Origin of the sequence: Mesorhizobium sp. M1252, assembly GCF_040318265.1 — a bacterium.
Classification (GTDB): domain Bacteria; phylum Pseudomonadota; class Alphaproteobacteria; order Rhizobiales; family Rhizobiaceae; genus Mesorhizobium.
In genome coordinates, this window is record NZ_JAMYLX010000002.1 from 582,076 (window position 1) to 598,250 (window position 16,175).

Sequence of the window (16,175 nt, forward strand, 5' to 3'; positions counted from 1 at the left end):
CAATTCCGGACGGAAAACCGTTACACACTTTTCCTGGAATTGCTCTAGATCAGCCGATGCTTTCGCCGCCGTCGATCACCAGTGCCTGGCCGGTCATGAAGGATGAGCGGTCGGAGACGAGGAACAGGATCGCTTCTGCGATCTCTTCGGCGCTCGCCCAGCGGCCCATCGGAATCCTGGTGCGGACATAGGTTTCGATCGCCTCGCGTCCGCCCATCTGGGCGATGAACGGTTCGTTGAAGGGGGTGTCGACCCAGCCGGGGCAGAGCGCGTTGACGCGCACATTGTGCCGGGCATAGTCGAGCGACATCTGCCTGGTCATCGCCACCACGGCATGTTTGGACGTGGCATAGGCGATCATCTCGCGGTCGTAGAAGACGCCCGAATTCGAAGCCGTGTTGAGGATGACGCCGCCGCCTTGCGCGACCATTGCCGGCATGACCAGCCGCGCGGCCAGAAACTGCGCCCGTACATTGATGCGCCAGGACGCATCCATACCATCGACCTCGACCTCGGTCAGCGTGCCGCCGACCTGGATGCCGGCGTGATTGTGCAGAATGTCGATGCGGCCATACTTGCCGAGAGTGCCTGTGATGAGCTGCCCTACCGCCGCGTCGTCAGAGACGTCGGTGACAATGGCCTCGGCCTGCCCGCCAGCCGCGCGGATACTCGCCGCTGTCGCCTCGCCGCTGGTCTTATCCCGGTCGGCGATGACCACCAGCGCGCCTTCCCTGGCCATGATCATGGCGCCGGCGCGGCCGATGCCGGAACCGGCGCCCGTCACCACGGCGATGCGGTCTTTGAGGAGCATGAATTTGTCTTTCAGCTGGATGGCTTGTTCAGTTTGACGGCTGGCGCTGGCGCAGCTGCCATTGGGCAAGCACCACCAGAAGAACCGAGGCGACGAGCACGATGGTGGCGATGGCGTTGATTTCCGGCGTCACGCCGCGCCGGATCGAGGCGAAGACATAGATCGGCAGCGTCGTCTGCGCGCCGGCGACGAAGAAGGCGACGATGAAATCGTCGAAGGAGAAGGTGAAGGCGAGCAGGAAGCCGGCGATCACCGCCGGCATGATCTGCGGCAGCACGATCGAGCGGAACGTCGTCAGCGGCGTGGCGTAGAGATCGCTCGAGGCCTCGACCAGGTTGCGGTCGAGGCTGGCGAGACGCGTGCCGACAATCATCGTTACCAGCGCCATCGAAAACAGGCCATGCGCGGCGATGATCGATCCATAGCCGAGCGACAGGCGTGGCGGCTGGTCGTTTGGCCAGATCGAGGCGAGGAACGGGTTGAGCACGCCAAACAACTGGACCAGCGCGACGAGCGTCGAGATGCCGATGACGACGCCGGGAACGACGATCGCGGCACCCATCAGCGCGTCGAAGACGGCGCGGGTTCTGGGCCCGACCCGCGCCAGGCCGAGTGCGGCTGCCGTGCCGCACACCGCCGCCAGAAGCGCGCTGGTGGTGGCGATGAACAGGCTGTTCTTCAATGCCTCGACCAGGAACGGGTTCGACAGCGCCGTGCCGTACCACTGCACCGAAAAGCCGGTGAACTCGCTGGCATGGCGGCCGGCGTTGAAGGAAAACAGCACGACCAACGCAATCGGCAGATAGAGGAAGGCGAAGACGGCTGTGACGAAGGCGCGCATCAGATCAGATCCACCCTGCGGGCGCCCGACACCCGTGTCGAAATGCGGTTTGCCGCGATCAGCACCACCACCGAAACCGCCACCAGCGTGATGGCGATGGCCGATCCGAACGGCCAGTTGCGCGACTGCAGGAACAGGTCGACCAGCGCGTTGCCGATGAAGAACACCTTGCCGCCGCCAAGCAGGGTCGGGATCAGGTATTCGCCAAGCAGCAGGATCATGACCAGTGAGAAGCCGGTCATGACGCCCGGCAGCGACAGCTTCAGCGTCACCCCCAGAAAGGTTGAGAGCGGGGTCGCGCCGAGATCGGCGGAGGCTTCCAGCAGCCTTCGGTCGAGCCGCTCGAGACTGACATAGATCGGCAGGATCATGAGGGGCAAATAGCCATAGACGATGCCGAGCAGCACGGCGCCCGGCGTGTTGATCAACCTGACATCCTCGATGCCGACAAAGGCCAGCAGTGCGGGAATGCCGCGTCCGCCCAGAATGTACATCCAGGCGTAGGTGCGCATCAAAAGGCTGGTCCAGAACGGAATGACGACGAGCGCAAGCAGGATCAGCCGCCAGCGTTGCGGCGCCTTCAGGGCAAGGTAGTAGGCGACGGGGTAGGCGACGAGCAGGCAGGCAAGCGCGCCCACCGGCGCCAGCATCATCGTGTTCCAGAAGGCAGTCGCCCGCGCCGGGAGGTTGGCATATTGCGCCAGCGTGAAGGCGGCCTGGTAGCCGCCCTCCGGCGCCCGCTCGCCGACGCTGAACACGGCAATGGCGACGAACGGCAACACCAGAAACACCACCAGCCACGCTGTAGCCGGAGCGAGCAGCAGCGCTGTCAGGATGTTATACCGAAATCTGTTGCCGTGCATGGAAACCGCCCCGATGCCGGCGGACATAGGCCCACCGGTTTCCGTTTGCGTCAGGCCGGCCTCAAGCCGACTTGAAGCGCGCCATCAGCTCGGCGCGGCCGGGATCGGTCAACGTCGCCGCCGCACCGAATTCCAGCGGTGTCAACAGGTCGGCCGCCGGATAGAGGATCGGATTGTCCAGCACTTCCTTGGGCAGCAGCTTGTTGACGCGTGCGTCGGTCGACGGCGCGCCGTTGGCCAGATGCTCCTTCACCGCGACCTCAGGGGTCATCAGATAGTTGAGCAAGGCATAGCCGGCCGGCTTGTTCGGCGCGTCCTTCGGGATGGCGTAGAAATCGGTCCAGATTTCGCCGCCCTCCTTGCCCAGCACATAGGCGATCTCCGGGATATCGCGATGCAGCTGTGCGCCGTCATTCGTCCAGCACATGGTCATCCAGGCGTCGCCCGCCCGCATGCCCGGCTGGTAGTCGGACGAGACCGCGAACAGATGCGGCTTGACCTTGAGCAGCAGCTCCTCGGCCTTGGCGAGTTCGTCCTGCTTCAGCGAGTTGAAGGAATAGCCGTGATATTTCAGCGCGTTGCCGATTGTGGTCAGCTGGTAGTCGTGGACCATGGTGCGGCCATCGCCCTCAGCCATGGCGACGTCCCAGAACTCCTTCCAGCTCGTCATCGGCTTGGCCAGCTTCTTGGTGTTGACGGCAAAGCCCGTGGTGCCCCAGTTCTTCGGCACCGCGTAGGTCGTGCCGTCGATCGTGCCTTCCGAGGTGAAGCGCGGGTCCTCCTGGGAGCTGTCGAAATTCGGCAGCTTGGCCATGTCGAGCGGATCGATGATGCCGAGTTTCTTGTAGGTCGAGATCGTGTAGTTGGTCGGCACGAACAGGCTCCAGCCCGAGGCGCCGGCCTGCAGCTTGGCCAGCATCTCCTCATTGGAGCCGAACACGTTGACCTCGACGGCGACGCCGGTGTCCTTCTTGAAATTCTCGAAGGTCTGCGGGTCGTGATAGTTCGGCCAGGTGGCGATCGACATGCGGTCGCCGAGGTTTTCGGCGGCGAAGGCCGGCGTCGGCATGATGCCGAGCTCGCGCGCCATCACCGCGGTTGCGATGCCCAGGCCGGTGAGGCCGAGGAAATCGCGGCGGCCGATCGAGCCGCGCTTCAGGCGCATCAGCTGGTCGACGAAGTTCTCGGGGCTAATCGGCAGTCCGTCACGATATGATTTCGACATTTTTTGCTACCCTCTGGTTGGTCCCGTTGTTCTTGTTCTCCGGAAACGCCAGCGGCGTCCCAGAGGCAAAGCCGATGGCGACGGGTTCGCCCGGCTTGAAGAGATTGCCATGGCCGATCACATGGTCGGCCTTGGCCAGCAGCGTTCCGATGCCCTGCACCTCGATGGCGTATTCCGCCGTCGAGCCCAAGAAGATCCGGTTGCGCACGATGCCCTTGAAAGGGCTGCCTTTGGTGGCGCCGAGGCTTAGCGATTCAGGACGCAGGCTGATAGAAACGGTCTCGCCCTGCTGCAAGGCGGTTCGTTTGCGCGCGGCAATAACGGTTCCGTCCGCCAGCGCCACATTGACAAGATCGCCTGTATGCCCGGCAACCTTGCCGCTCAACAGATTGGTCTTGCCGACGAAGTCGGCGACGAACAGGTCGGCCGGCTCGTCATAGATCTCGCTCGGCTGGCCGAGCTGTACGATGCGGCCGCCATTCATGACGCAGACGAAGTCGCTCATCGACAGCGCTTCCTCCTGGTCGTGGGTGACCAGCACGAAGGTGATGCCGATCTCGCGCTGCAGGTTCTGCAACTCGATCTGCATATCGGTGCGCAGTTTCTTGTCGAGCGCCGCCAGCGGCTCGTCGAGCAACAGCACGGCCGGCTTGTTGACCAGTGCGCGCGCCAGCGCGACGCGCTGCTGCTGGCCGCCGGACAGTTCGTGGATCTTGCGGCCGCCATAGCCGGCGAGCCGCACCATTTCGAGCGCCTCGCCGGCGCGACGGCCGATTTCCTGCGACGACAGGCGTGGCCGTGCCTGGCGCAGCCCGTAGGATACATTGGCTTCGACATCGAGGTGCGGAAACAGCGCATATTGCTGGAACACCATGTTGACCGGGCGGCGATAGGGCGGTGTGCCGGCCATGTCTTGGCCGCGGATGAACACCTGGCCTTCGCTCGGCTGCTCGAAGCCGCCGATCATGCGCAGGCATGTGGTCTTGCCGCAGCCGGACGGTCCGAGAAGGGCGACAAAGGCGGAGGGCGGCACAGCCAGATCGATGCCGCTGACAGCGGTCACGGCGCCATAGCGCTTGGTGACGCCGCGAAACTCGATGTCGGGCACTGCGGTCAAAGTGCTGGCTCCAGCAACAGGGCTATTCCAGGACGCTACCAGAGCCAATGGCGTCTAGTATATACCTCGCTGGTGGTATATCTGATCTATTTTCTCGTTTGAGGGGGTATAGATTGAGTGCGTCCCGCAGCGACGAATACAGCCGGCTCGCAGCCCTTGTCGCGGCGACACGGGAGACGAGCGGCGACCTATTCGGCAAGGCAATGGTCGGCTGGTTGAGCCAGCATGTCGGCTTCGACCACTGCGTGATCTTCGGTTACCGCGGCGCCTCGCGACCGCCGCTGCTGTTCGAAACCTTCTCGCCGGCCGAGAGCCATGTCTTCGTCACGCTCTATCAGGAAGGACCTTATCTGCTCGACCCATTTCATCACGCGGCGGTGGAGCGCAAGGAGGGGTTCTGGCGCATGCGCGAACTGGCGCCCGACCGCTTCTATGCCAGCGAGTATTTTCGCACCTACTATAGCCAGACAAGGCTGGCCGAGGAGGTCGGCTTCTTCGTGCCGCTGCCCGGCAAGGATGCCCTGGTGCTGTCGCTGATGCGATTGCACGCCTCGGGTCCCTTCGGCACCGCCGATGCCAGGCTGCTGCGCGACATGGCGCCGGCGGTCATCAACTTCGCCCGGTTGCGCTGGCCCGCACTTGCGGCCGAGGAGCAGGACGAAGCGGAGCAGGGCGAGACGATCGCCGCCGTCAACGAGTTCGACCGCGCCCACATTTGGGAAAGCCTGTCGCTGACCCCGCGCGAAAAGCATGTCGTCGATCTGGTGCTGCAGGGGCATTCCACCGAGTCGATCGCGAGAGCCATGCGCATCGTGCCGGGAACGGTGAAGGTTCATCGCCGCAACATCCATCGCAAACTCGGCATCAAATCCCAGGCCGGGCTGTTCGCCCGCTTCATCGAGATCATCGAGAGCCGGCGTTGAAATCGCTGAGGCAGACATCGTTCACTTGCGGGCAACAGACTGCTACGGATTACCCGAAACCAGTCGCTTCCTCATACGCCCCGGAGAGCAGACGATGGCATTCAGGCGCAGAAAGAACACGGCCGCGATCCCTCGCACGGTGCCGGCTTTCGAGCACATCGTCACCGAGGCGAGCGACAGTTTCCTGTGGCGGCTCGACGACTATCCCTGGGAGCGCAATGTCTGGAATTTTCATCCGGAATACGAGATCCATCTCCTGAGGAAGTCTTCCGGGGTCGCGCTGGTCGGCGATCACATCGGCGAATTCGGGCCGGGCTACCTGAGCATCGTCGGCGGCGGGCTGCCGCATGACTGGGTGACATCGGTGCAACCCGGCGAGCTGATCGAAGGACGCGACATCGTGCTGCAATTCGATCCGCAGCGGCTGCGCGGCTCGGCGGGACTGCTGCCGGAGCTGCGCGAACTAGAACCGTTCCTGGAGCGATCGCTGCGCGGCATCGTCTTCCATGGCCGCGCCGCGCTCGACGGCGCTGCGCTGATGGAAAGGATGGGCACCGTGCACGGGCTCGCCCGGTTTTGCCTCTTCCTCGAACTGGTCGATCTGCTGGCCAGGACCGACGAATACGAGCTTTTGTCCTCGCCGGATTTCTCACCCGCGCTCGACGCAACCTCGCTGGACATCATCCAGCGCACGCTGACCTATCTCTTCCAGCACTTCGCCGAGGACCTGAAGCTGCCGGAGGCGGCGGAGCTGGCGGGGATGAGCGAAAGCACGTTTTCGCGCTTCTTCCAGAAAAACACCGGCAACAGTTTCAGCGACCACATCGCCAAGCTCCGGCTCTGGCAAGCCTGCAAGCTGCTGGCGGACACCGATATTCCGATCACCGACATCTGCTTCCAGGTCGGCTACATGAACATCGCCAACTTCAACCGCGCCTTCCTGCGCAAGCACCGGATGACGCCGTCATCTTACCGCAAGCTGTCGAAGCAGCGGATGACGATGCGCGCCTGAAAACCGGCCTTCCTCACTCCGTCGGTACTCATGTGACAGAGGCTGTGCAGGCGGGCCGGATTTTGCAGCGCACAATGCATAAAAGTACAGGTCTGCTGCAACGGGGCTTCTAGCGCGGCCTTTAGCAACTCCTCATTTTGGCGATGGGTGGCTTGTCGCTCGGGCGATGGCGAGGATCGCGCAACCGAAGACTTCCGCTTCCTGCGACTGTTCCTGGAGGAGTAAATCAATGAAACCAATTCGGCTCGCTGCGAGCATAAGCGCAGCTTTCATGCTTACCACGACCCTCTCGACCATGGCGCTGGCGGCGCCGGTCTGCTCGGCGCCGGTCAAGGTGCTGGCGCAACCGCGTGACGGGCTGACGCTGCTGGAAGCGTCCAAGGACGAGTTCCAGAAACTGGCCGGCGCCAGCTTCCAGATCGACTATCTCAACGAGAACGACCGCCGGGCAAAGTCGCGCGCCGATGCGTCCACGGTCGGCAACTACAACGTCTACTATGTCGACGAAGCCAATGTCGCGCTGTTCGCCTCGTCGAAATGGATCGTGCCGCTCACCGACTATTACCCGGCTGACTACGACTACGCCGATTTCGACCCGGGCCGGCAGAAGGTCGCCACCTATGACGGCAAGGTGTGGTTCGCGCCGCTGACCGGCGGCGGCGACCTGATGGTCTACCGCAAGGACATTCTGGAAGCCGCCGGCATCCAGCCGCCGAAGACGCTGGACGAGTTGATCGCCGACGTGCCGAAGCTGACCGATCCCGACAAGGGCATGTACGGCATCGCGCTGCGCGGCGCGCGTGGCTCGGGCGCCAATGTCTGGCGCTGGATGCCGTTCTTCAAGGCCTATGGCGGAAAATGGTTCGACGGTGACAAGCCGGCTTTCAACTCCGAGGCCGCGGTCAAAGCGACCGAGACGTATCTTAAACTGTTCAAGGATTCAGCGCCCGGCACGCAGACCGGCAGCTGGGATGAATCGACCGGCGCCTTCCTGTCGGGCCAGGTTGCCATCTTGGTCGAATCGACGCCACTGTCGGGCATGGCGGTCGACCCGAAGACCTCGCAAGTGGTCGGCAAGATCGGCTTCCTGCCGCCGCCCTCGCCACTGACCGGCGGCGGCTACGGCCACGGCCTCGCCATCGCCGCCAAGGCCAATGCCGATGACGCCGCGAAGCAATGCGCCGGCCTGTTCATCGCCTGGGCGACGTCGAAAGAGAACGAGAAGCGCCGGCTCGACGCGCACCAATTCGGCGAGCTCAACCGCACCAGCGTGCTGTCCAGCAAGGAGTTCGCCGACATCTATGGCGCCGATCTCGGCCAGGCGCTTGCCGATACCGGCAAGGTGACGGCGGTGAACTTCTGGCAGGATCCGCGCTGGCCGGATCTCGGCGACCGCTGGGGCATCATCCTGGAAGAGCTGGTCACCGGCACGCGCACCGACGTCAAGGGCGGCCTCGACGAACTCGAGGCCTACGCCAACGAGCTGGTGAAGAAGAAGTAATCCTCCCGCCCGCGGCGCGCGGTCCACGGCATTCGACCGGATGCCGGGACCTGTGCGCCGCGGGTCTCTCCAAAAGGGCACAGCCCGAGGATAGGCAATGCGCCGACGCTCTTCCCTGCCCGTGACGTTTCTGGTTCCGACGCTCGCCATTCTTCTGGTGCTGTCGATGGTGCCGACGCTGTACGCCATCGTCATTGCGCTGCAGAACCGCGAGCTGAGCTCGTCGGACTATTCCTGGGTCTGGCTGTCGAACTTCATCGACCTGTTCGCCGACCGGCGTTTCCTCAACGCGGTCTGGGTTTCGGTGAAGTGGGAAATCGTCACCGTGGTGGCGACGATGATGGTGGCGATCGGGCTCGGCGTGCTGATGTTCGAAGTAGCGTCGCCGCGGCTGCGCAACATCTACTGCCTGCTGTTCATCATCCCGGTGCTGTTGCCGCGTGTCTCGGCGGCCTTCGTGTGGAAGTTTGCCTATCATCCGCTCTACGGCATCGCCACCTATCCCTACAGGCTGATCACCGGCGGGCTGATCTTCGACCCGCTGTCGAAGCCGTCGACGGCCCTGTTTGCCGTCGCCTCGGTCGATGTCTGGCAGTGGGGACTGTTCTTCGCGGTCATCGTGCTGAAGCTTCTGGAGACCTTGCCGCCGCAGCCGATCGAAGCGGCGCGGCTCGACCACGCCAAACGCTGGCAGATCCATGCCTATGTGACCTTGCCTATGCTGAAGGCGCCGCTGATCAGCCTGATGTTCGTCAAGATGATCGAATCGCTGCGCTCCTTCGACCTGATTTATGTGATGACGCGCGGCGGGCCGGGCGTGGCGACCGAGACGCTCGACATGTACGCCTTCTCGCAAGGCTTCATCGAATCCGGCAAGGTGTCCTATGCCTCGGCCATGGCGGTGCTGATGATGATCGCGACTGTCATCACCTTCACCATGCTGTGGAAGCGGGTGCAGGCATGAGGCCGTATCGCATGAGACCGGGCCGCCTTATCGGGAAGATCATCCTGGCCTTCGCCGGCTTCATGGCGGTGTTTCCGCTCGCCTGGACGGCGGTCAATTCGCTGAAGAACAATGTCGACATCATCACCCGCGTGCCGCGCCTGGTGTTTACCCCGACCTTCGACAATATCAGCTACATCATCGGCCGCGACAGCGTAATGACCGGTCTCTATAACTCGGTCATTTCCTGCGGCGTCGCCGTGCTGATCGGCGTCATGCTCGGCCTTCCGGCAGCCTATGCGGTGGCGCGCTATCCCAATCGCTTCGCTGGCGACATCCAGTTCTTCGTGTTGTCGCTGCGCTTCCTGCCCCCGGTGGCAGTCGCCATTCCGCTGATGGTGATCTGGCTGCAGATCGGGCTCTACGACACCTTGCCGGCGCTGATCGTCACCTATTCGCTGCTCACCATCTCGGTGATCATGTGGCTCGCCATTCCCGCCTTCCAGGCCGTGCCGAAGGAAATCGAGGAAGCCGCTTTCGTCGACGGCTACGGCGCTTACTCGGTGTTCTGGCGCATTGCGCTGCCGGTAGCGGCGCGCTCGCTGATCGGCGCCGTCGCCTTCAGCTTCGTGCTGGTGTGGAACGAATTCCTGATCGCGCTGATGCTGTCCAGTTCCAACGCCAAGACATTGCCGATCGTCGCTTCCGAACTTTCACAGCAAGGCATGAACGTGCCGTGGGGAATCCTCAACGCCTCGGTCGTGCTGTTGTCGCTACCGCCGCTGCTGTTCCTCGGCGTGCTCAGCGGCTTCCTGAATTCCGTTTTCCGGCAAAAAAAGACTTGATGCGAGGACTTACCTATGCGGGCACTGGTGCTTGAGAAAAAAGGCGAACTGTCGCTGCGCGAGATCGCGCTGCCGCTCGACGTCGGACCGGGCGATGTCAAGATCGCCATCCACACGGTCGGCGTCTGCGGCAGCGACGTGCACTATTACACCCATGGCGCCATCGGCAGCTATGTCGTGCGGGCCCCGATGGTGCTCGGCCACGAAGCCGCGGGAACGATCGTCGAGATCGGCGCCAATGTCGGCACGCTGAAGGTCGGCGACCGCGTCTGCATGGAGCCGGGCGTGCCGAACCTGTCGTCGCGCGCGACCAGGCTCGGCATCTACAATGTCGACCCTGACGTCTCCTTCTGGGCGACGCCGCCTGTGCATGGCGTGCTGGCGCCCTATGCCGTGCACCCGGCCGCCTTCACCTACAGACTGCCGGACAATGTCACCTTCGCCGAAGGCGCGATGGTCGAACCCTTTGCCATCGGCATGCAGGCGGCGAGCCGCGCCCGCATCGTGCCGGGCGACGTCGCCGTCGTCGTCGGCTGCGGCCCGATCGGCATCATGATCGCGCTGGCGGCGCTGGCCGGCGGCTGCTCGAAGGTGCTGATCTCCGATTTTTCCGCACCCAAGCTCAAGATTGCCGCGCAATATCCCGGCATCGTGCCGGTCAATATCGGCGACCAATCGCTGGTCGACGCAGTCTCCGCCGCGACCGACAATTGGGGCGCGGATATCGTGTTCGAGGCGAGCGGCAGCCCGAAGGCATTCGCCGACCTGTTCGATGTCGTGCGGCCGGGCGGCGCGGTGGTGCTGGTCGGACTGCCGGTCGAACCGGTCACTCTCAACGTTCCGGCGGCGATCTCCAAGGAAGTGCGCATCGAGACGGTGTTCCGTTACGCCAACATCTTCGACCGCGCGCTGCAGCTGATCGCCTCGGGGAAGGTCGACCTCAAGCCGCTGATCACCGGCACTTATGATTTCTCGGACAGCATCGAGGCCTTCGAGCGGGCGGCGCAAGGCAAGCCGCAAGACGTCAAGCTGCAAATCCTTCTTACCGGCGAGAAGGGCTGACCATGTCCGCGATCGTTTGCTCCCATGTCGACAAGGCTTACGGCGCCACCACCGTCATCCGCGACCTCAATCTCTCGATCGAGGAGCACGAATTCGTCGTATTCCTCGGCCCGTCCGGCTGCGGCAAGTCGACCTTGCTCAGGATGCTGGCCGGACTGGAGGATATCAGCGGCGGGGAAGTGTCGATCGGCGGCAAAGTGGTCAACGATCTCGAGCCCGGCGAGCGCGGCATTGCCATGGTTTTCCAGAACTATGCGCTCTACCCGCATATGACGATCTTCGACAACATCGCCTTTGGGCTCAAGCGACAGAAAGTGCCCCCGGCCGAGATCCGGAAGCGGGTCGAGGCGGTGGCAACGACGCTCGGCCTCGAACCTTACCTCGCCCGCAAGCCGACCGAACTTTCCGGCGGCCAGCAGCAGCGCGTGGCGATTGCGCGCGCCATGATCAAGACGCCGAAAGTGTTCCTGTTCGACGAGCCGCTGTCCAATCTCGATGCCAAGCTGCGCAACCACATGCGGGTCGAAATCGCCCGCCTGCACCAGTTGCTGAAGACCACTACCGTCTATGTCACCCACGACCAGCTCGAAGCGATGACGCTGGCCGACCGGATAGTGCTGCTCAGGGATGGCGTTATCGAACAGATCGGCTCGCCTGCGGAGATCTATCGCCAGCCGGGCAATCTGTTCGTCGCCGGCTTCATCGGTACGCCGAACATGAATTTCATCGACGTGGCCGTCGGGCGGAAGGACGAACGCTGGACGCTGACAGGCGGCGGCTCGAGCTTCTCCATAGAAGGCTCGGGCTTCGATCTACGCGGCGTCCGGCGCGCCGTGCTTGGAATCCGACCGCCGGACCTGAAGACCGCCGGCGCTCAGAGCATCAATCTTCTGCAAGGCACCGCCGACCTCATCGAGTTCCACGGCAATGACGCGCTGGTGACGTTCGCCTGCGGCGGCAAGGAGGTCGGTGCGTTGGTATCGGCCCGCGAATGCCCGGCGTTGCGCGCGCCTGTGCGCTGCACATTCGAGGAGGAGAGCGTGCATCTGTTCGACGCGGCGACCGGCGCATCCTTGCGCCGGCGAGAAGCCTAAATCTGTACGCAATTCCGGACGGAAAACCGTTTCACGCTTTTCCTGGAATTGCTCTAGCCGACCGCGTCGAGCGCCTGCCGCTGGCGGTGCATTTCGAGGAAGATCCTGTAGTCGCGGTCGAAGCGGCCTGACGCGGCCGGGTTCGAGGTGCGCGCCCTGCCGCCTTGCTGCATGGCGACGCAAGCGGCATTCAGGTCCGGGAACAGACCGGCCGCGGTGGCGGCGACCATGCCGGTGCCGAGCAGAACGGCTTCGTCGGCCAGCGGCTCGATCACCGCGCAGCCGGTCGCGTCGGCATAAAGCTCCATCAGCAACGGGTTCTTGGTGTGGCCGCCGGTGACATGCAGCGTGTCGATGAGATAGCCGTTCTCGTTCAGCGCCTCCAGCACATGGCGCACGCCGAGCGCGATGCCGACGGCGGTGCGCCAATACAGCTTGCACAGACTGTCGAAGGAGGAATCCAGCGTCAGCCCGCTGACCACGCCGACGGCATGCGGGTCGGCAAGCGGCGAGCGGTTGCCGTGGAAATCCGGCAGCACATGCAACCTCGCCGCCAGCTTGTCGCCTTCGGTGCTGCGCAGTTCAGCGACGCGCCTGGCGATCTTGGCATGCATGGCCGCATCCGGCTCGCCGCCGGCGCCATGCCAGCGGATGATGTGGTCGAGCAAAGCCCCGGTAGCCGACTGGCCGCCTTCCGACAGCCAGAGCTTTGGCAGTGCGGCGCCATAGTATGGACCCCAGACGCCGGCGAAAGGCTGCGGATCGGGCGACATGGCCATGACGCAGGACGAGGTGCCGGCGATCAATGCCAGATGGCGGCCGATATTCTGCTCGTCGCCAGCAAAGCCGCCGAGCACGCCAAGCGCGCCGGCATAGGCATCGATGACGCCGGCGCCGACCCGACAGTTTTCGCTCAAGCCCAACTCCGCCGCCGCTTCAGGGGTGAGCGTGCCGATGTCTGCGCCGACAGCACTTGCCTTCTCCGGCAGGCTGCCGTGTTCGAACAGATCGCCAAGCCCGACCCTGTCGAAGAAGTCACGGCGCCAGCCGGTTTCCTCATGCGCCAGATAGGTCCATTTGGCGGTCAGCGTGCATTGCGAGCGCGCCAGCGACCCGGTCGCCTTCCAGGTCAGGAAATCGGTGAGGTCGAATAGGTAGCCGGCTTCATGCCAAGTTCCCGGCAGATTGCGCTTCAGCCACATCAGCTTCGGCGTCGCCATTTCCGGCGACATGACGCCACCGATATAGTCGAGTACGGCGTGGCCGCTATCGGTGCATTCATCTGCCTCGGCGATGGCGCGATGGTCGAGCCAGACGATGGTGTCCCAGCGCCGTTCGCCCGTCACCGAGACGCTGAGCTGGCCGGCATTCCTGTCCAGCACCACCAGCGAGCAGGTGGCGTCGAACGACATGCCGACAATATCGTCGGCTGACACACCGGCCTTTTCGCGCGCGGCACGCACCGCGATGCAGACCGCCGACCAGATATCCTGCGAATTGTGCTCGGCGTGATCGGCCTTCGGCTGGTTCATGACGATCGGATGCTCGGCGCGGCCGAGCAAGGTGCCTGACGTATCGAGAATGCCCGCGCGGGCGCTCCCGGTGCCGACATCGACCGCGCAAACGAAGCTTTTCGTCAAGATGCTTTTACTCTCGCTCCCTAGAGCCGGATGATTTCAGCCGTCTCTAAATCAAAGAAGTAGAGCATGATGTCGTTCCGAAAACCGATTCACACTTTTCGGCATCATGCTCTAGCCTGCAATCAGATCGGGCAATTGCAGCATGTCCGCGAATATAAAGTCCGGTTCACTCGACGCAAGCCGCGCTTTCAAGGCCGGGTTGCCGGCGTGCGAACCGCCGGTGAAAGCAAAGACGCGCATGCCGGCCGCACGCGCCGCCGCGATGCCGGCAGGGCTGTCCTCGATTACGATGCAATTACCGGGATGCGCGCCCATGGCGGCGGCGGCATGGAGAAAAAGATCCGGCGCCGGCTTGCCGCGCGCGACCATGGCGGCGCTGAACAGATGCGGCTCGAGCAGGCCGAGCAGACCGGTGACGTCGAGCGCGTAGCGTATCCGGTCGAGCGTGCCGGAGGACGCGACGCAGCAGGGCACGCCCAGCCTCGGCAGGATGTCGCTGATGCCGGGAATCGGCTTCAGCTCCTCGCGGAATTTGCGCATCAGTTCGACGCGCATGTCGGTAAGATGCACGTCGGTGATGTCGATGGTGAAATCGCGAAGAAGTATCTCGCGCACGCTCTTCATGCTCTTGCCGAGGAAATGCTCGTAGGCGGCATCCTCGCTGACCGAGCCCCCGGCGGCAGAGATCATGCCGAGCAGAGCCGAAACCGACAGCGCCTCGCTGTCGACCAGCACGCCGTCACAGTCGAAGATGACCAGTTCGGGCGTCATTGCGGCTGGCGTCAGAGCTTGCCGGAGATATAGCGCGTCAGCGTCGCGCGCGTGCCATTCGCCCACAAGACGTTGAGCGCATGGGCAAAGGCCTCGGCGAACGGCGCCGAGCGGCCGACACCGCCATAGATATCCTCCATCGCAAGCCAGGCACCGGGCTTATCCTTCGCCGCCTTCGCGCTTGCCTGCAGCCGGTCCCAACTCGGGTCGTTGGCCTCGATGACCGCGCCGCTGTCTGTGGTGCCGAAACAGTAGCGGCACCACAGCGCGGACTCGAGCGCCAGACCCGCGACGCCTTTGCCGGCCTTCAGCCGGTCGGCAATGGTCGGGATGATGAATTTCGGCTGCCGGTTGGAACCGTCGAGGCAAAGCCGACGGATGGTGTCGCCGATCTTCGGGTTGGAAAAGCGGTGCTCGATGAGCTGGTAATAATCCTCCAGCACGGTGTCCGGCACCGGCGGCACCGTCGGGATGATCTCGTCATGCTCGAGCTTGGCGAGGAAGCCGCGCACCAGCGGCTCCTGCATCGCCTCATGGACGAAATGGATGTCCATCAACCCTGCGGGATAAGCGATCGTGGCATGACCGCCATTGAGGATGCGGATCTTCATCAGCTCATAGGGCGCGACATCCATCACGAATTGCACACCGACCTTTTCCAGCGGCGGGCGGCCGTCGGTGAAACGGTCTTCCAGCACCCATTGCTTGAACGGCTCGCAGAACACCGGCCAGTTGTCCTCGAGGCCGAACTCCGAGGCGAGAATACCGCGCTCGCGGTCGGAGGTGGCGGGGGTGATGCGGTCGACCATGCCGTTGGGAAAGGCGACATTGTCGCTGACCCAGTTCGCCAGATCCTCGTCGATCAGCCGGGCCAGCCCAATGACGCCATCCGAGGTGACATGGCCATTATGAGGGATGTTGTCGCAGGACATGACGGTGAACGGCACGATGCCGTCGGCCCGGCGGCGCATCAGGCCCGCAAGGATGAGGCCGAACACCGTCTTCGGCGTCGTGCCTGCCTGTGCGTCGGCGACGATGTCGGGGTGGGTCGGGTTGAACTTGCCGGAGGCCGGATCGATGAAATAACCGCCTTCCGTGATGGTCAGCGAGACGATCTTGATCGCCGGATCGGCGAGCTGGTCGATGATGGCATCGGCATCGCCGGGCGTCAGGAAGTCGATCATAACGCCGGTGACGCGGGCGCTCATATGGTCTGAATCCTGCTCGACCACGGTGGTCAGCCAGTCCTGCTCCTGCAGCTTGGAACGGCCGATTTTTTCGCCCTCGAAGACCCCGGCGCCGACCAGCGCCCAGTCATGGCCGATGCCTGCATTGAAGAGATCGTCGAGGTAGACCGCCTGATGCGAGCGATGGAAATTGCCGACGCCGAAATGGACGATACCGGGTTTGAGCCTGGAGCGATCATATCTGGGACCGGCGACCTTGGCGGGGAGTTCCGAGAGGATCGAGGAGGAGAGTTTCACGGTCATTTTTCTACCCTTTTGGCCGGGCTGCGGCCTTCGTGAT

The 16,175-nt window shown here is 63.5% G+C and carries 15 protein-coding genes; 7 read left to right on the plus strand and 8 right to left on the minus strand.

Going from position 1 to position 16,175, the window contains the following annotated elements; all coding sequences use genetic code 11:
* Nucleotides 1–49: 49 nt before the first annotated feature.
* From NKH22_RS06225 to NKH22_RS06245, 5 genes are read right to left on the minus strand one after another with little or no spacing between them, the layout of a single operon-like run.
* Nucleotides 50–811: an SDR family NAD(P)-dependent oxidoreductase gene (locus NKH22_RS06225; protein ID WP_023736909.1), complete on the minus strand. Its 762-nt coding sequence runs from the start codon at nucleotides 809–811 to the stop codon at nucleotides 50–52.
* A 28-nt stretch (nucleotides 812–839) separates the two neighbouring features.
* Nucleotides 840–1,652 carry an ABC transporter permease gene (locus tag NKH22_RS06230; RefSeq protein WP_352909174.1) on the minus strand — a complete coding sequence of 271 codons (813 nt, stop codon included), beginning with the start codon at nucleotides 1,650–1,652 and terminating at the stop codon, nucleotides 840–842.
* Nucleotides 1,652–2,542 carry an ABC transporter permease gene (locus NKH22_RS06235; RefSeq protein ID WP_196813865.1) on the minus strand — a complete coding sequence of 297 codons (891 nt, stop codon included), beginning with the start codon at nucleotides 2,540–2,542 and terminating at the stop codon, nucleotides 1,652–1,654. Before NKH22_RS06235 ends, NKH22_RS06230 begins: the two co-directional genes overlap by 1 nt.
* Before the next feature lie 34 nt (nucleotides 2,543–2,576).
* A complete protein-coding gene (locus NKH22_RS06240) occupies nucleotides 2,577–3,740 on the minus strand; it encodes an ABC transporter substrate-binding protein (protein WP_023693098.1) in 1,164 nt (387 codons plus the stop codon).
* A complete protein-coding gene (locus NKH22_RS06245) occupies nucleotides 3,721–4,857 on the minus strand; it encodes an ABC transporter ATP-binding protein (protein ID WP_023693097.1) in 1,137 nt (378 codons plus the stop codon). Before NKH22_RS06245 ends, NKH22_RS06240 begins: the two co-directional genes overlap by 20 nt.
* Before the next feature lie 113 nt (nucleotides 4,858–4,970).
* Here NKH22_RS06245 and NKH22_RS06250 point away from each other — a divergent pair, with 113 nt between their 5' ends.
* From NKH22_RS06250 to NKH22_RS06280, 7 genes are all read left to right on the plus strand, one after another.
* Nucleotides 4,971–5,780, plus strand: a complete 810-nt coding sequence (locus NKH22_RS06250) for a helix-turn-helix transcriptional regulator (RefSeq protein WP_023693096.1) — start codon at nucleotides 4,971–4,973, stop codon at nucleotides 5,778–5,780.
* Between the two features lie 94 nt (nucleotides 5,781–5,874).
* Complete coding sequence (locus NKH22_RS06255) at nucleotides 5,875–6,792, plus strand: AraC family transcriptional regulator (protein ID WP_023752497.1); 918 nt, start codon at nucleotides 5,875–5,877, stop codon at nucleotides 6,790–6,792.
* Nucleotides 6,793–7,021: 229 nt separating this feature from the next.
* The gene (locus NKH22_RS06260; protein WP_023693095.1) at nucleotides 7,022–8,293 is read left to right on the plus strand and encodes an ABC transporter substrate-binding protein; all 1,272 of its coding nucleotides are present in this window, start codon (nucleotides 7,022–7,024) and stop codon (nucleotides 8,291–8,293) included.
* Between the two features lie 97 nt (nucleotides 8,294–8,390).
* Nucleotides 8,391–9,257: a carbohydrate ABC transporter permease gene (locus tag NKH22_RS06265; RefSeq protein WP_023683583.1), complete on the plus strand. Its 867-nt coding sequence runs from the start codon at nucleotides 8,391–8,393 to the stop codon at nucleotides 9,255–9,257.
* A gap of 11 nt (nucleotides 9,258–9,268) precedes the next feature.
* Nucleotides 9,269–10,081 carry a carbohydrate ABC transporter permease gene (locus NKH22_RS06270; protein ID WP_023671259.1) on the plus strand — a complete coding sequence of 271 codons (813 nt, stop codon included), beginning with the start codon at nucleotides 9,269–9,271 and terminating at the stop codon, nucleotides 10,079–10,081.
* A gap of 15 nt (nucleotides 10,082–10,096) precedes the next feature.
* Nucleotides 10,097–11,143, plus strand: a complete 1,047-nt coding sequence (locus NKH22_RS06275) for an NAD(P)-dependent alcohol dehydrogenase (protein ID WP_352515098.1) — start codon at nucleotides 10,097–10,099, stop codon at nucleotides 11,141–11,143.
* A 2-nt stretch (nucleotides 11,144–11,145) separates the two neighbouring features.
* The gene (locus NKH22_RS06280; RefSeq protein WP_352909177.1) at nucleotides 11,146–12,237 is read left to right on the plus strand and encodes an ABC transporter ATP-binding protein; all 1,092 of its coding nucleotides are present in this window, start codon (nucleotides 11,146–11,148) and stop codon (nucleotides 12,235–12,237) included.
* A 53-nt stretch (nucleotides 12,238–12,290) separates the two neighbouring features.
* Here NKH22_RS06280 and NKH22_RS06285 read toward each other — a convergent pair whose 3' ends face one another.
* From NKH22_RS06285 to NKH22_RS06295, 3 genes are all read right to left on the minus strand, one after another.
* Nucleotides 12,291–13,877, minus strand: coding sequence for an FGGY-family carbohydrate kinase (locus tag NKH22_RS06285; protein WP_352909179.1), 1,587 nt, complete (start codon nucleotides 13,875–13,877; stop codon nucleotides 12,291–12,293).
* Nucleotides 13,878–13,988: 111 nt separating this feature from the next.
* The gene (locus NKH22_RS06290) at nucleotides 13,989–14,648 is read right to left on the minus strand and encodes an HAD family hydrolase (protein ID WP_023689170.1); all 660 of its coding nucleotides are present in this window, start codon (nucleotides 14,646–14,648) and stop codon (nucleotides 13,989–13,991) included.
* Between the two features lie 11 nt (nucleotides 14,649–14,659).
* On the minus strand, nucleotides 14,660–16,138 hold the full coding sequence (locus NKH22_RS06295) for a mannitol dehydrogenase family protein (RefSeq protein WP_352909181.1): 1,479 nt from the start codon (nucleotides 16,136–16,138) through the stop codon (nucleotides 14,660–14,662).
* Nucleotides 16,139–16,175: the final 37 nt, after the last annotated feature.